Here is a 15,027-nt window from a genome sequence, read left to right as displayed (position 1 = left end):
GTTATGCGTCTTTTTTATCGTCTTTATGCAGATTCTTCTGTGCTGTGGAAAGCATAAGCTTGATCCTGTTCAGCTGATTTACTTCGCTGGCACCTGGATCGTAGTCGATGGCAACAATGTTGGCTTCCGGATGCTCACGGCGAACTTCCTTGATGACACCTTTTCCTACGATGTGGTTCGGCAGGCATCCAAAAGGCTGGATGCAGACGATGTTCGGGACACCGCCGTGGATGAGCTCCATCATCTCTCCGGTCAGAAACCATCCTTCACCGGTCTGATTTCCGGCAGAAACGATGGGCGCAGCCATTTTTGCAAGATCACGGATATCTGCGGCCGGTGTAAAGTGGCGGCTCTGCTCCAGGGCTTCATTTGCTGTTTTTCTCAGCCAGTCGATGGCTCTGAGACCAAGATTTGCGATGGTTGCCTTGGATTTCTTGAATCCAAGCTTTTCAACCTTGAAATTCTGGTTGTAGAAGCAGTAGCAGATAAAGTCGATAAGATCCGGAACAACCGGTTCAGCCCCTTCTGCCTCCAGAAGATCTGCCAGGTGGTTGTTGGCAGCAGGCAGGAACTTGACAAGGATCTCACCTACGATACCAACGCGAGGCTTTTTCTCATCGGAAATCGGAATCGTATCAAAATCATGGACCATCTCACGGCACATTTTTTTGAAGGTACCATGGCTGACGCTGCTGCCTGTTACGAAGGCAATGACGCGCTGCTCCCAGATCTTGTGCTTGCGGTTTACGATACCTTTTTCCAGTTCGTAAGGACGCATGCGATATACGCATTTCATCAGGATATCACCAAATACGGCACCGTAAACGATACGCTTGATCAGCGGCAGTGTCAGCTTAAAGCCAGGGTTGCTCTCCAGTCCGCTTAAGTTGAGGGAGATAACCGGAATCTGCTCCATGCCGGCTTTTTTCAAGGCACGGCGGATGAATGCGATATAGTTGGAGGCACGGCAGCCGCCGCCTGTCTGAGACATGATGACTGCAGTTTTGTTCAGGTCATATTTGCCGGAAAGAAGGGCATCCATGATCTGTCCCACAACCATCAGGGATGGATAGCAGGCATCGTTGTTTACATATTTAAGGCCCACATCAACAGCATGTTTGTTGTCGTTGGGGAGGACTTCCAGGTTATAGCCGGATGCCTTAAAAGCAGCCTCAAAGATTCCGAAGTGGAATGGAGACATCTGCGGGCAGAGAATGGTGTACTCCTTACGCATCTGCTTGGTAAAGGATATCTTCTCAATGGAAGCCGGCTTGATGTTCCTTTTTTTATTCTGCGCCTGTTTTGCACGGATAGCGGCGATCAGGGAACGGATACGGATCCTTGCCGCACCCAGGTTGTTGACCTCATCGATCTTCAGGCAGGTGTAGATCTTGTCACTTCCATCCAGGATCTCATAAACCTCATCGGTGGTAACGGCATCAAGTCCGCATCCGAAGGAATTCAGCTGGATCAGATCCAGATCCTCTCTTGTTTTTACAAAATTTGCGGCAGAGTAGAGACGGGAGTGATACATCCACTGGTCGTTGACACGGATGGGACGCTCCAGATGTCCAAGGTGTGCAACAGAGTCTTCGGTAAATACGGCGATTCCGTAGCTGTTGATCATATCCGGGATACCGTGGTGGATTTCCGGGTCAATATGGTATGGACGGCCTGCAAGAACGATTCCGCGGCGGCCGGTTTCTTTCAGGTACTGCAGGGTTTCCTCACCCTTTTTCTGGATATCCATATGTACGGCCGTAAGTTCTTCCCAGGCCTTGTGGGCAGCGGCTTTGACCTCGGCGGCAGGAATATCCTGGAATTCTTCCACAAGGCGGTTTGTCAGGATATCCTCGGAAGTAAATGCCAGGAACGGGTTGCGGAAGGTGATGGACGGATCACTGAGTTCGTCCACATTGTTCTTGATGTTTTCCGCATAGGAAGTAACGATCGGGCAGTTATAATGGTTGACCGCATCCGGGAACTCGTTGCGTTCGTAAGGGATGCATGGGTAGAAGATAAACTTCACACCATTACGGATCAGCCATGTGACATGTCCGTGAGCAAGCTTGGCCGGGTAGCATTCGGATTCACTTGGGATGGACTCAATACCCAGCTCATAGATCTTACGTGTGGAAGTGGGAGAAAGCACCACCTGGTATTTCAGCTCTGTAAAGAAGGTATACCAGAACGGGTAATTTTCAAACATGTTCAGAACACGGGGGATACCAACCTGTCCACGGGTAGCCTTATCTGCGGAAAGAGGTTCATAGGAAAAGAGCCTCTTATATTTGTAATCGAAAAGGTTCGGGATATGATCCTTGTTCTTTTCTTTTCCAAGTCCGCGCTCACAGCGGTTTCCGCTGATGTATTTACGGCCGCCGGAGAATTTGTTGATGGTCAGACGGCAGTTGTTGGTACATCCACGGCAGTTTGCCATGGATGTAGTGTACTGGAGACTGTTGATCTGATCAATGGAAAGCATGGAGGTTTTTTCGCCCTCCTGATAGCGCTCTCTTGCGATCAGAGCAGCACCGAAGGCACCCATGATTCCGGCGATATCCGGGCGGATGGCCTGGCAGTTGGCAATCTTCTCAAAGCTGCGGAGAACTGCGTCATTATAGAAGGTACCACCCTGTACAACGATATGCTTGCCAAGCTCGGAAGCATCGGAAACCTTGATAACCTTGTAGAGGGCGTTTTTGATAACGGAGTAGGCAAGACCGGCGGAGATATCGGAAACCTCAGCGCCTTCCTTCTGGGCCTGCTTAACTTTGGAATTCATAAATACAGTACAGCGCGTTCCAAGATCAATAGGATGTTTTGCAAAAAGAGCTGCTTTTGCAAAGTCCTGTACTGTGTAGTTCAGAGATTTTGCAAAGGTTTCGATAAAAGAACCGCAGCCTGAGGAACATGCTTCGTTGAGCTGTACACTGTCAACAGTCTGGTTACGGATCTTGATACATTTCATATCCTGACCGCCGATATCCAGGATGCAGTCTACTTCAGGATCAAAGAAGGCAGCTGCATAATAATGGGAAACTGTTTCGACTTCACCTTCGTCAAGAAGAAGTGCCGCTTTGATCAGGGCTTCGCCGTAGCCGGTGGAGCAGGAAAAAGCAATTTCTGCATCTTCCGGGAGAAGGCTGTAAATTTCCTTGATGGAGCTGATGGTGGTTTTCAGCGGGTTTCCGTTGTTACTGCTGTAGAAGGAATAAAGAAGAGTTCCGTCTTCGCTTACCAGCGCGGTTTTTGTTGTGGTAGAGCCGGCATCGATTCCCAGGAAGCATTTGCCCTTATAGGTGGAAAGTTCTCCGGTTTTTACCCTGTAGGCACTCTGACGGTCATGGAAAGCCTGGTAGTCGTCCTCTGTGGCAAAAAGCGGCTCCATACGTTCTACCTCAAAATCCAGCTTGATGGTGGTCCGCATGCGTTCCTTCAGTTCAGTCAGGGAAACGGTAACATCCTGCTTTGCATTCAGGGCGGAGCCGATGGCTGCGAACAGATGAGAGTTGTCCGGTGCGATAATATGTTCATCATCCAGCTTCAGGGTTCGGATAAAAGCGGCCTTCAGCTCAGAAAGGAAGTGAAGAGGCCCGCCAAGGAAAGCAACGTGTCCGCGGATCGGTTTACCGCAGGCAAGACCGGAAATGGTCTGGTTGACAACTGCCTGGAAAATGGAGGCAGAAAGGTCTTCCTTGGTTGCTCCGTCGTTGATCAGCGGCTGGATATCTGTTTTTGCGAAAACACCGCAGCGTGCCGCAATGGGATAAAGTGCCTTGTAATGTTTGGCGTATTCATTAAGACCTGGTGCATCGGTCTGGAGAAGAGATGCCATCTGGTCAATGAAGGAACCGGTACCGCCGGCACAGATGCCATTCATACGCTGCTCTACATTTCCGTTTTCGAAATAGATGATCTTGGCATCCTCGCCTCCAAGCTCGATAGCAACATCTGTCTTTGGTGCCAGCTTCTGCAGGGAAGTGGATACGGCGATAACCTCCTGTACAAAGGGTACTTCCAGATGATTGGCAAGTGTCAGTCCGCCGGAACCTGTAATGACCGGACAGAGTGTCAGTTCACCAAGCTGATCCTCAGCTTTCTGAAGAAGATCTGCAAGGGTTTCCTGGATATTTGCAAAATGTCTCTCATAGTCGGAGAAGATAAGCGTATCGTTTTCGTCTAAGATCGCAATCTTAACAGTGGTGGAACCAATGTCAATTCCAAGTGTGTGTTTCTTCATAAAAAATTGATTTCCTCCTCGTTGTATCTATACAGGGGTTTCCCGACTCTGACATTTCTGTCAGATGGGAGTTGTTTCTTCTTATTATAAAGGATTTTTAAGCGAATATTCTATATTATACGATATCGTTTAAAAAATGGCAATGTAAAAGTTTAACAATCAGTAGCCGTAAAGAAAAAAATGTGTTATGATATTGACTAAAAGTTTTGAAAGATATTTGCATCGGCAGCTGGTTATGGCTGTACCTGTAACGCAGATGCCGGGCAGGGACAACTTTAAAATGTTTTTAGAAGGGAAATGAAATGGCAGAATATAAACTGATCACAACAGAAGGAAGAGCGAAAAGGGGCGAGTTTAAGACGGTCCACGGAACGATCCAGACTCCTGTTTTTATGAATGTAGGAACGATTGCAGCAATTAAAGGTGCAGTTTCCACTGTGGATCTTCATGAGATCGGTACACAGGTAGAGCTGTCCAATACCTATCATCTTCATGTGCGCCCTGGCGACAAGGTGGTAAAGCAGCTGGGAGGTCTTCATGAATTTATGAACTGGGACAGACCGATCCTTACCGATTCCGGCGGATTCCAGGTGTTTTCGCTGGCGAAGCTTCGTAAGATCAAGGAAGAGGGCGTGTACTTTAACTCTCATATCGATGGTCATAAGATTTTTATGGGACCGGAGCAGAGCATGCAGATCCAGTCAAATCTGGCCTCTACCATTGCAATGGCCTTTGATGAGTGCCCAAGCAGTGTGGCAGACAGGGATTATGTACAGAGATCGGTGGCGCGTACAACACGCTGGCTTAAAAGATGCAAGGATGAGATGGCTCGTCTGAACAGTCTGCCGGATACCATTAACAAGAACCAGCTTCTTTTTGGTATTAACCAGGGGGCTGTTTATGAAGATATCCGTATTGAGCATGCCCAGGCTATCGCGGAGATGGATCTGGACGGCTATGCAGTTGGCGGCCTTGCAGTTGGTGAAAGTCATGAGGAGATGTACCGGATCCTGGATGAGGTGGTTCCGCATTTGCCACAGAACAAGCCGACGTATCTTATGGGGGTTGGTACCCCGGCCAATATCCTGGAGGGGGTTGAGCGTGGTATTGACTTTTTTGACTGTGTATATCCCAGCCGTAACGGCCGTCATGGTCACGTGTATACCAATCATGGCAAGATGAATCTTTTTAATGCAAAGTATGAGCTGGATTCCAAACCGATCGATGAGGAGTGCCAGTGCCCGACCTGCCGTCATTACAGCAGAGCGTATATCCGTCATCTTCTGAAGGCGAAGGAGATGCTTGGTATGAGGCTTTGTGTTCTGCATAATCTGTATTTCTATAATCATATGATGGAAGAAATCCGGGATGCGCTGGATGCAGGAAATTTTGCGGCTTATAAGAAGATGCGTCTGGAAGGCTTTGAGGAAGGCAGGATCAACGGGAACCGGTAAATTTTATTTATAAAATTTGTGTAAATTGCTTTGATTTTATAAGAAAACCCTTGAAGGTTTTTTGGTTTTTGTGTATGATAGTACGAAGTGACACTTTTAGAGGTCAGTAACGGCGGGGGTACCGCAGATTATTTGTTTTTAGCAGGAGGAATTTGAAATGATCGCATCATCTACAGCGGCAGCTGGCGGACTTAGCGCGGGTCTTGGTATTGTCTGGATCGTAGTTCTGTTTGGAATTATGTATTTTATGATGATCCGTCCGCAGAAGAAGGAGCAGAAGAGAACTCAGACTATGTTGAACAGCATGGAGGTTGGTGACAGTGTTGTTACTACCAGTGGTTTTTATGGTGTTGTTATTGATATGACTGAGGAAGATGTTATTGTTGAGTTTGGTAATAATAAGAATTGCCGTATTCCTATGAGGAAGCAGGCGATTGCTGAGGTTGAGAAGGCTGATCAGGCTTCTGCCTGATGCTTTTTTCGCAATAACGGGAATATGTGAAAGGCACTGCGTTTTTTTGTGACGTGGTGTCTTTTTTGTATGTGTATGGACGGATGAAGGTACGCCGGGGAAGGGGATGCTGGCTGGTCTGCGGCTTCGTCGGGGGCTGGCTTCTAGGACGCCGGAAATCTGCTAAAAGCGTTTTTAAAAAGTCCGAACTCGCGGCCTGCTGCCGCTCAGACAGCGGACTTTTGAAAAACAACGCAGATTCCCGCCGTCCAAGAATCAGCTCCCCTCCTGCAGAAGCAGAGCCATCCAGCATCCCCTTCCCCGGCTGGTGCTTCCGGTGAGAAAGGAGTGTCGTTTGACGGTAGGTTGTGGGTCGTCAGCGCTGCGCTGGACGACTGCAGTGGATGAGTTTGGGTTTGGGTGATGGGACGGCTGAGGCGCTGCGCTGTCAGCCTGGGATTGTGGATGTGCCTGGGATTGTGGATGTGCCTGGGATTGTGGATGTGCCTGGGATTGTGGATGTGCCTGGGATTGTGGATGTGCCTGGGATTGTGGATGTGCCTGGGATTGTGGATGTGCCTGGGATTGTGGATGTGCCTGGGATTGTGGATGTGCCTGGGATTGTGGATGTGCCTGGGATTGTGGACGTACCTGGGATTGTGGATGTGCCTGGGATTGTGGATGTGACTAGAATTGCGGATGTGCCGGGAATATGACAATTGTAATATTGTATAGAAATAAGTGGATTTTTGGTAAAATTCGTGTAATAATGATGTTACTATCAGAAATGAGAGTGACGATAGCTTTGGAATATCGTAAAATCGTAAATAATAATGAATTTTCAGAAAGGGGTTGGAGTTATGGGTCTTATCAGAGCGGCTGTGGGTGCAGCGGGTGGTACGTTGGCGGATCAGTGGAAGGAGTTTTTTTACTGTGAGGCTATGGATAAAGAAGTGATGGTTGTGAAAGGGACGAAGAGGTCTTCTTCCAGGTCTTCCAATAAGCATGGGAGTGATAATATTATTTCCAGCGGCAGCGGGATCGCTGTGGCGGATGGACAGTGTATGATGATCGTAGAGCAGGGGAAGGTTGTTGAGGTTTGCGCGGATCCGGGAGAGTATACGTATGATGCTTCTACGGAGCCGAGTATTTTTTCAGGCAGTCTGGGTGACGGAATCAGGAAGACCTTTGATACGATCGGGAAGAGGTTTGCTTTTGGCGGTGATACGGGTAAGGATCAGAGGGTGTATTATTTTAATACCAAGGAGCTTGTGGATAACAAGTTTGGTACTGCTAATCCGATCCCGTTCCGGGTTGTGGATTCCAGAATCGGGCTGGATGTGGATGTGGCTGTGAGATGTCATGGTGTTTATTCCTACAGGATCGCGGATCCCCTTCTTTTTTATACGAATGTGTGTGGAAATGTGGAGCGGGAGTATACCAGAGAGGAGCTGGACGGACAGCTGAAGGCGGAGTTTATCAGTGCGCTGCAGCCTGCTTTCGGAAGGCTTTCGGAGCTGGAGATGCGTCCGAATCAGATCGTGACTCATAATACGGAGCTGGAGAATGCCATGAATGAGGTACTTTCTGCCAAGTGGGAGGAGCTTCGTGGGCTTAAGGTGGTCAGTGTGGCGCTTGGTTCTGTGACATTGCCGGATGAGGATGCCGAGATGATCAAGCAGGCTCAGCGTACGGCTATGATGCGTGATCCTGCTATGGCTGCGGCTACTTTGACCGGGGCCCAGGCGGATGCTATGAAGGCTGCGGCTTCTAATTCAGCAGGAGCTATGACTGGCTTTATGGGCATGGGGATGGCTGCTAATGCAGGTGGCCTGAATGCTCAGCAGTTGTTTGAGATGGGCCAGAAGCAGCAGACGCAGCAGCAGAGCGTACAGCAGCAGGCAACGCAGCCGGTTTCGCCGGCAGGGAACGGAGCAGGGGCTGCGGCTGGTTCCTGGACCTGCAGCTGTGGTGCGGTTTCTTCGGGAAAATTCTGTCCGGAGTGTGGTGCATCGCGTCCGGTGGAGGACAGCTGGACCTGTTCCTGCGGTACGGTGAATAAAGGAAAGTTCTGTATGAACTGCGGAGCGAAGAAGCCGGAGAAGAAGATGCAGTATCGCTGCAGCAGGTGCGGATGGAAACCGGAAGATCCGGAGAATCCGCCGAAATTCTGCCCGGAATGCGGTGATCCGTTCGGACCGGAGGATGCAGTATAAATCGGAAAGAGAGATGGTCAGGAGCAAAATGCAGGATAACTCCTGCCGTTTGTTGGATAAAGAATGATGAAGTGAGGTGAATATATGGCGAAGATGCAGGAGTTTAAGTGTCCGTGCTGTGGTGGCTCCATAGAGTTTGACAGTTCTGTGCAGAAGATGAAGTGTCCGTTTTGTGATACGGAGTTTGATGTTGGCACGTTATCGGAATATGCCCAGACTGTGGAGGAAGAGCAGCCTGAGGATATGAGCTGGTCGGATGAGGCTGGCAGTGAGTGGCAGGACGGGGAGAGTGAGGGTCTGCGTACCTATGTGTGCAAGTCCTGTGGCGGCGAGATCGTGGGAGATGCCAATACGGCAGCAACGGCCTGCCCGTTTTGCGGAAGTCCGGTGGTAATGACCGGGCAGCTGTCCGGTGCACTGAAGCCTGATTATGTGATCCCGTTTAAGCTGGACAAGAAAGCGGCAAAGGAGAAACTGAAAAAGCATCTTACCGGTAAGCGGCTTCTGCCGAAAGCGTTTAAGTCAGAGAATCATATCAGCGAGGTTAAGGGTATCTACGTTCCGTTCTGGCTGTATGACACAGACGCAGACGCAGATATCCGTTACCGTGCAACAAAGACCCGGTTCTGGAGCGATAGTGATTATGATTATACGGAGACCAGCTATTATGCAGTGCACAGAAGTGGTTCTCTTGGTTTTGATCATGTACCGGTGGATGGCTCTGCAAGCATGGAAAATGATCTGATGGAGTCTATAGAGCCTTTTGATTTCAAAGAAGCGGTGGATTTTCAGACTGCGTATCTGGCTGGATATTTTGCAGATAAATATGATGTGACAGCGAGCGAGTGTGAGGAACGTGCCAATGAGCGTATCCGCCGCAGCACAGAGGCTGCATTCCGGGATACGGTGAGAGGATACGTCAGTGTGGTACCGGAGAACACCAGTATCCGGCTTCATAACGGGACAACGAAATATGCGTTATATCCCGTATGGATCCTGCAGACGAAGTGGAAGGGCAATAATTACATATTTGCCATGAATGGTCAGACAGGGAAATTTGTGGGAAATCTGCCTACAGACAAGAACGCTTTTGCACGATGGTTCCTGGGAACAACGGGGGTCGTGGGTGTGATCGCTTATATTATCCTGTATCTGATCTGGGTTTTGTAGGGAGGTGGATGTCATGAAAAAAAGAATATCCGTATTTTTGATATCAATCCTTTTGTGTCTGGCATGCGCTTTTCCGGTATGGGCAGGCACCGTAAGCCGTCTGGATGACCAGGCGGGCCTTCTGGATGCAGAGCAGAAGGAGAACCTGAGCAGTACTCTGGATGAGATCAGTGAGCGGAATCAGGTAGATGTTGTGATCGTTACCGTTAACAGTCTTGAGGGAAAAACAGCCCAGGCGTATGCTGAGGATTATTTTATTGACCGTGGATATGGACAGGGGGAAAATGGTGACGGTATTTTATTCCTGTTGGATATGGGAGACCGTAATTGGGCCATTGCAACACACGGATATGCTATAGAAGTGTTTACTGATGCCGGACAGTCCTACATCATGGATCAGGTGAAGCCTTATTTAAGTGACGGTGATTATAACGAAGCGTTTCATAAGTTTGCCACTGAATGCGACGATTTTATCACACAGGCAAATGAGGCAGAGCCATACGATGTGGAAAATCTTCCGAAGGAGCCTTTTGATGTGGGGGTAAATCTGCTGATCGCTCTTGCAGTGGGGCTTGTAGCAGGATTACTGGTGACCGGAAATATGAGAAGAAAGCTGAAAACTGTGCGAAAACAGGATCGGGCGGCTTCTTATGTGCGGCAGGGCAGTATGGAGGTGACCAGAAGTAATGATTTTTACCTCTACAGTACAGTATCAAAATCCGCAAAACCGAAAAATGAGGATAGTAACGGTGGTTCCAGCACCCATACATCATCTTCCGGTGATACCTTCGGTGGTTCCAGCGGGAAATTCTGAGAAGATTAACAGAAAAAATAGAATATGATAAAAAAGAAAGACTGCTGTACCGGAAAGGCGCGCCCCCATAAGGAAGTAATTTGATTGTCGCAGGACGGCATGGCTGAAAGGTCATGCCGTTCAGCTTGCTTGGCCGGACGGCGCTTGTTCTCCCGCAATTCTTGTACCCGCACAAAGACTTGTTCATCAATAATGGCAGGCTGTGTATTGGGGAAAATCCGCTGGTTTTCCGGGACGTTATACAGTCGCTTTTTCAGTTTGTGGGACTTGGAATAGGTCTTGAAGTTCACCGTGCAACCGGTGTACTCTGGCCGTTCCAAGATCCCCGCCACAGATTTCGGGTCCCAGTGATATGGTTTTTCAGGCAGCGGTTTTCCGGCACGCTGGGCATAATGTGCCTTGACAGTCAGGATGTGTTCGGCAGTCAGCAACTTGGCAATCTGCATGGGGCCTTTTCCCGCAATGCACAGGTCAAAAATACGCTTGACGATCTCGGCAGCTTCCTCGTCCACAATCCACTTCTTTTTGTCCGCTGGGTCTTTCATATACCCGTAGGGCGGGTTGGTGCAGAGGTGTTCCCCAGCGTTTCCTTTGGCACGCATGACGGTACGGATTTTCTTGCTGGTATCACGCGCGTAGAAATCGTTGAACAGATTGCGAAAAGGGGTAAAATCGTTGTCCCCCTTGTCGCTGTCCACACCGTCATTGATGGCGATATATCGAATATCACGTTCCGCAAAGAAACTCTCGGTATAGTAGCCCACTTTCAGGTAATCCCGTCCCATGCGGGACATATCTTTGACAATAACGGTCTGGACTTTCCCCGCTTCTGCAAGGCGTATCATCTCATTCCAACCGGGTCTATCGAAAGTTACACCGGAAACGCCGTCATCAATGAAAAATGTGGGATTGGAAAAATGATTGTCCGTTGCGTATTTGAGCAGGATTTTCTTCTGATTGGCAATGCTGTTGCTCTCGCCGTCCAGCGCATCCTCTTGGGACAGGCGGGCGTATAAAGCGGTGATGTTGTCGGGATAGTTTGTGTTTGCTGTCATGGTTCATTCCTCCTGTAATGAACGCCCGACAAACAGGTTGCTGTCCTTATTATACCGTGCTTTGTGGTCTTTGTCAGCATCTGTGATGGTTTCCGAGCGGATGAGCCGCACCATTTTGTCATAGAGCGCTTCCGTTCCGCCGCAGGAAGTTTCGATTTCAAAGACCGTCCCGCCGATCTTGTAGCAGATAGTTTCTTGCAGCGGATTTCCTCTTTTCGGGAGATAATCGTTCTCTTGTACTTTTGGCTTCTGTTCCATTCCATTCCCGTCCTTTCCGGGAAAGCCACAACAGAGCAAGCATAGGGAGTGTAGCCACACTCCCACAAAATCTCCGTTTCCGGCCTGCTGCCGGAGCGGAGATTTTTGCCTGTTGGGAACTTCCCAAACCCTTGTTTTTTTGCTTCGCCAATATAACGCTGGAAAGGACGGAATCTGCCCGCAAAATGAAAACTTTTAATTTTACATTCCGTTTCTTGTATCGTTCTTTTGTAAGAACTATAATACTATTATCGGAGGTGCAGACATGGATTACATAACAGTCAAAGAGGCAAGCGAAAAATGGGGCGTGACACCTCGTAGGGTAAATTATTATTGTGCCGGTGGGCGTATCTCCGGCGCTGTGAAGATGGCCGGTGTTTGGCTGCTCCCTAAAACTGCGGAGAAGCCGCTTGATAGTCGGACAAAACAAGGGAGAGAACTGTGCCATGAATAAAATTTTGATTATAGATGATGACAGAGAACTGTGCGCTTTGATTAAACGCAGTGTGCTATCAGAAAATATTGAAGCTGATTTTTGTAATACCGGAAAAGAGGGCTTGCAGAAATTAAAAGAGCAGGAGTATCAGCTTGTAGTGCTGGATGTGATGATGCCCGGTATGGATGGATTTGAAACGCTGGAAGAAATCCGTAAAGAGAACAGCCTGCCGATTTTGATGTTTACATCCAAAAATGACAGCATTTCTAAAGTGCGAGGCTTACGGGCCGGGGCGGACGATTATCTGACAAAACCGTTTGATATGGACGAACTGATTGCCCGTATTGCGTCCCTCATTCGCCGCTACACCCGTTTTAATCATCAAGCCGGAGCTGTGCAAAAACTGGATTTTGATGGATTGCAAATTGACCTTGAAAACCGTTCTGTTACGACGGAAAACGGCACTTTTGAACTTCCACCAAAGGAATTTGATCTGCTCCTGTACTGTGCAAAGCATCAAGGAAAAATTTTGACCAAACAGCAGATTTATGAGGAAGTTTGGGGCGAAGAATATTTCTATGACGACAGTAACATTATGGCGATTATCAGTCGGCTTCGTAAAAAATTAGAAGTCAATCCTTCAAGCCCAAAATATATACAAACGGTCAAAGGGATTGGCTACCGGTTTAATAAGGAGGTGTAGCCAGCATGGAAATCATCGTTTTCTTGTCCATTGTGATTGCTGTTTTGGCTGTGCTGACCTCCATCGTTCTCGTTCGACGCGTAAAAAACCAAATAGCAGAAATGACCGATGTGCTGGTTGATGTGAAAAACGGAAATGGCAACCGGCGTATTCTGTCTGCAACAAATGAACTGACAGCACCTCTTGCCTATGAAATCAATGAGATCGTTGTGGCCTATGAAAGCAGACTTTCAACTGTACGGCAGACAGAAGAAACCAACCGCCAGCTTATGACGAGCCTTTCCCATGACGTGCGAACGCCCCTTACTACTCTGCTTGGGTATCTTGACGCTGCACACAAAGGACTGGTCACAGGAAAAGACCGGGATGATTATATTGAAACCGCCCGACGGAAAGCCCATGATCTGAAAGAATATATTGATGTGCTCTTTGACTGGTTCAAGTTAAATTCTAACGAGTTTGCTTTAGAAATCCAGAGCGTTGAGGCCGCAGAGCTGACAAGAAATATCCTGATTGACTGGATACCGATTTTTGAGGATAAACAGGTTGATTATGACATTGATATTCCTGAACAGCCTGTCCGGGTAAGATTGGATATGGATAGCTATATGAGGATCATCAATAACCTTATTCAAAATGTAATCGCTCACAGCCATGCGGACAAAATCAAAATTTCCCTATCGAAGAAGGAAAATAACATGGAGCTGCTGCTGGCGGATAATGGAGTGGGAATTGAGAAAGAAGATTTGAAACACATATTTGAACGGCTTTATAAGTGTGATAAAGGACGCTCTGAAAAAGGCAGCGGACTTGGTCTTTCTATTGTCCATCAGCTTGTAGAAAAGATGGGTGGAAGTATAACAGTTGAAAGTTTGCCGGGAAAAGGAACTGAATTTATGTTGCTTTTTCCTTTGGAGAGTTAAGCGGGTTCCCGTCTTTATGGCGGGAACCTTTGTCATTTTGCCGGATTTCAAATTGCAAGGTTAATGCAAGGTTGCGGCAAGGTTAATGCAAGGTTGGCGTGATAGAATACCCTTACAGAACAGGAGGTTTTGAATATGGATACAAATTACATCATTGAAACAAAAAATCTGACGAAGCAATACGGCTCACAAAAGAGTGTGGCTGACCTAAATATCCATGTGAAGCGTGGGAGAATTTATGGTCTGTTGGGCAGAAACGGAGCCGGAAAAACCACAACCATGAAAATGCTGTTGGGCTTAACGAAGCCGACTTCCGGGGAGGTCAAAATCTGGGGGAAATCTTTGCAGGGGAATGAAAAGAAATTGTTGCCCCGTATCGGCAGCCTAATTGAGTCCCCTGGTTTTTATCCCAATCTGACCGGTACGGAGAACCTGCGTATCTTTGCTACCCTACGGGGCGTACCAAACAATCATGCCATCAAAGACGCTCTGGATCTGGTAGGACTGCCCTACAAAGATAAAAAGCTCTTTTCTCAGTATTCTCTTGGTATGAAGCAGCGGCTTGCCATCGCCCTTGCCGTGATGCACGATCCGGAACTTTTGATTTTGGATGAGCCGATCAACGGTCTTGATCCCATCGGTATTGCGGAGGTACGCTCCTTTATTCGGGAGCTTTGCGACGCAAGAGGAAAAACGATTCTGATTTCCAGTCACATTCTTTCGGAGATTTCCTTGCTGGCTGACGATATTGGAATTATCGACCACGGCGCATTACTGGAAGAAGAAAGCCTTGCCGCGTTGGAGCAAAAAAGCAGTAAGCAGATTCGTTTTACGCTCTCTGATACTGCACAGGCGGCAAGGATTTTGGAACGCAATTTCCATGAAAACCATTTTTCTATACAGGACGACCACAATCTGCGCCTGCACAACCTTGATCTGCCTGTTGGGAAAATTGTAACTGCCTTTGTGGAAAACGGATTGGAGGTATCAGAGGCACACACCTGTGAAGAAAGCCTTGAAGATTACTTCAAGCGTGTGACAGGGGGCGAAGGAATTGCTTAAACTAATCAAATGCGAATTTTTGAAATTGAAACGGAAGAAATTTATCCCGCTGATTATTCTGGCTGCGTTCCTGTTTCCAATCCCGCTGACTTATCTGATGACAACGCCCTCTATGATGGAGCAATATACGGATCGGGCAGATGCTTTCGATGGACTATTTAACATGGTGTTGGGATATGGTATCCAGTTTTTACTGCCCTGCATTATCGGAGTGATTGCCGCTATTCTGTTTTTTATGGAAC

At 48.0% G+C, this 15,027-nt stretch carries 14 protein-coding genes; 11 read left to right on the top strand and 3 right to left on the bottom strand.

The window, feature by feature from the left end:
• Position 1: 1 nt before the first annotated feature.
• Positions 2 to 4,243: a 2-hydroxyacyl-CoA dehydratase gene (locus MUB50_RS13895; protein ID WP_244791482.1), complete on the bottom strand. Its 4,242-nt coding sequence runs from the start codon at positions 4,241 to 4,243 to the stop codon at positions 2 to 4.
• Between the two features lie 302 nt (positions 4,244 to 4,545).
• Between MUB50_RS13895 and tgt the strand changes: the two genes are divergently transcribed.
• The 6 genes from tgt to MUB50_RS13865 all read left to right on the top strand — a co-directional run bounded on the left by tgt (position 4,546) and on the right by MUB50_RS13865 (position 10,348).
• Entirely contained in the window at positions 4,546 to 5,697 is a 1,152-nt protein-coding gene (tgt, locus tag MUB50_RS13890; RefSeq protein WP_110103202.1) for a tRNA guanosine(34) transglycosylase Tgt, read from the top strand.
• A 157-nt stretch (positions 5,698 to 5,854) separates the two neighbouring features.
• A complete protein-coding gene (yajC, locus tag MUB50_RS13885) occupies positions 5,855 to 6,169 on the top strand; it encodes a preprotein translocase subunit YajC (protein WP_015527154.1) in 315 nt (104 codons plus the stop codon).
• Positions 6,170 to 6,552: 383 nt separating this feature from the next.
• Positions 6,553 to 6,864: a hypothetical protein gene (locus MUB50_RS13880; RefSeq protein ID WP_244802547.1), complete on the top strand. Its 312-nt coding sequence runs from the start codon at positions 6,553 to 6,555 to the stop codon at positions 6,862 to 6,864.
• A gap of 144 nt (positions 6,865 to 7,008) precedes the next feature.
• Positions 7,009 to 8,364: an SPFH domain-containing protein gene (locus MUB50_RS13875; RefSeq protein WP_173754143.1), complete on the top strand. Its 1,356-nt coding sequence runs from the start codon at positions 7,009 to 7,011 to the stop codon at positions 8,362 to 8,364.
• A gap of 84 nt (positions 8,365 to 8,448) precedes the next feature.
• A complete protein-coding gene (locus MUB50_RS13870; RefSeq protein ID WP_118514323.1) occupies positions 8,449 to 9,534 on the top strand; it encodes a hypothetical protein in 1,086 nt (361 codons plus the stop codon).
• A gap of 13 nt (positions 9,535 to 9,547) precedes the next feature.
• The gene (locus MUB50_RS13865) at positions 9,548 to 10,348 is read left to right on the top strand and encodes a TPM domain-containing protein (RefSeq protein WP_173754144.1); all 801 of its coding nucleotides are present in this window, start codon (positions 9,548 to 9,550) and stop codon (positions 10,346 to 10,348) included.
• A gap of 5 nt (positions 10,349 to 10,353) precedes the next feature.
• Here MUB50_RS13865 and MUB50_RS13860 read toward each other — a convergent pair whose 3' ends face one another.
• Entirely contained in the window at positions 10,354 to 11,403 is a 1,050-nt protein-coding gene (locus MUB50_RS13860) for a recombinase family protein (RefSeq protein ID WP_330590868.1), read from the bottom strand.
• Positions 11,404 to 11,406: 3 nt separating this feature from the next.
• Positions 11,407 to 11,661, bottom strand: a complete 255-nt coding sequence (locus MUB50_RS13855) for a hypothetical protein (protein ID WP_055179750.1) — start codon at positions 11,659 to 11,661, stop codon at positions 11,407 to 11,409.
• Between the two features lie 265 nt (positions 11,662 to 11,926).
• Here MUB50_RS13855 and MUB50_RS13850 point away from each other — a divergent pair, with 265 nt between their 5' ends.
• The 5 genes from MUB50_RS13850 to MUB50_RS13830 form a co-directional block, all read left to right on the top strand.
• On the top strand, positions 11,927 to 12,115 hold the full coding sequence (locus tag MUB50_RS13850; protein ID WP_118514327.1) for a DNA-binding protein: 189 nt from the start codon (positions 11,927 to 11,929) through the stop codon (positions 12,113 to 12,115).
• On the top strand, positions 12,108 to 12,800 hold the full coding sequence (locus MUB50_RS13845) for a response regulator transcription factor (protein WP_055179764.1): 693 nt from the start codon (positions 12,108 to 12,110) through the stop codon (positions 12,798 to 12,800). The genes MUB50_RS13850 and MUB50_RS13845 overlap by 8 nt, the downstream gene beginning before the upstream one ends.
• 5 nt (positions 12,801 to 12,805) lie before the next feature.
• Positions 12,806 to 13,723 carry a sensor histidine kinase gene (locus MUB50_RS13840; protein WP_118514329.1) on the top strand — a complete coding sequence of 306 codons (918 nt, stop codon included), beginning with the start codon at positions 12,806 to 12,808 and terminating at the stop codon, positions 13,721 to 13,723.
• 135 nt (positions 13,724 to 13,858) lie between these two features.
• A complete protein-coding gene (locus MUB50_RS13835; RefSeq protein ID WP_118514331.1) occupies positions 13,859 to 14,785 on the top strand; it encodes an ABC transporter ATP-binding protein in 927 nt (308 codons plus the stop codon).
• A partial coding sequence (locus MUB50_RS13830) for an ABC transporter permease (RefSeq protein WP_244791486.1) occupies positions 14,778 to 15,027 on the top strand: 250 nt, incomplete at its 3' end. The genes MUB50_RS13835 and MUB50_RS13830, both read left to right, overlap by 8 nt.

It is taken from the genome of Blautia sp. NSJ-140, assembly GCF_022868965.1.
Taxonomy (GTDB): Bacteria; Bacillota; Clostridia; order Lachnospirales; family Lachnospiraceae; genus Blautia_A.
Note: the sequence above shows the minus strand (reverse complement) of the source record. Positions and strands in the feature narration are given on the sequence as shown.

Bases quoted from the DNA above. Each gene is read 5' to 3' on its own strand.
- MUB50_RS13895 (WP_244791482.1), bottom strand. From the start codon at position 4,243: ATGAAGAAACACACACTTGGAATTGACATTGGTTCCACCACTGTTAAG.
- tgt (WP_110103202.1), top strand. From the start codon at position 4,546: ATGGCAGAATATAAACTGATCACAACAGAAGGAAGAGCGAAAAGGGGC.
- yajC (WP_015527154.1), top strand. From the start codon at position 5,855: ATGATCGCATCATCTACAGCGGCAGCTGGCGGACTTAGCGCGGGTCTT.
- MUB50_RS13880 (WP_244802547.1), top strand. From the start codon at position 6,553: ATGAGTTTGGGTTTGGGTGATGGGACGGCTGAGGCGCTGCGCTGTCAG.
- MUB50_RS13875 (WP_173754143.1), top strand. From the start codon at position 7,009: ATGGGTCTTATCAGAGCGGCTGTGGGTGCAGCGGGTGGTACGTTGGCG.
- MUB50_RS13870 (WP_118514323.1), top strand. From the start codon at position 8,449: ATGGCGAAGATGCAGGAGTTTAAGTGTCCGTGCTGTGGTGGCTCCATA.
- MUB50_RS13865 (WP_173754144.1), top strand. From the start codon at position 9,548: ATGAAAAAAAGAATATCCGTATTTTTGATATCAATCCTTTTGTGTCTG.
- MUB50_RS13860 (WP_330590868.1), bottom strand. From the start codon at position 11,403: ATGACAGCAAACACAAACTATCCCGACAACATCACCGCTTTATACGCC.
- MUB50_RS13855 (WP_055179750.1), bottom strand. From the start codon at position 11,661: ATGGAACAGAAGCCAAAAGTACAAGAGAACGATTATCTCCCGAAAAGA.
- MUB50_RS13850 (WP_118514327.1), top strand. From the start codon at position 11,927: ATGGATTACATAACAGTCAAAGAGGCAAGCGAAAAATGGGGCGTGACA.
- MUB50_RS13845 (WP_055179764.1), top strand. From the start codon at position 12,108: ATGAATAAAATTTTGATTATAGATGATGACAGAGAACTGTGCGCTTTG.
- MUB50_RS13840 (WP_118514329.1), top strand. From the start codon at position 12,806: ATGGAAATCATCGTTTTCTTGTCCATTGTGATTGCTGTTTTGGCTGTG.
- MUB50_RS13835 (WP_118514331.1), top strand. From the start codon at position 13,859: ATGGATACAAATTACATCATTGAAACAAAAAATCTGACGAAGCAATAC.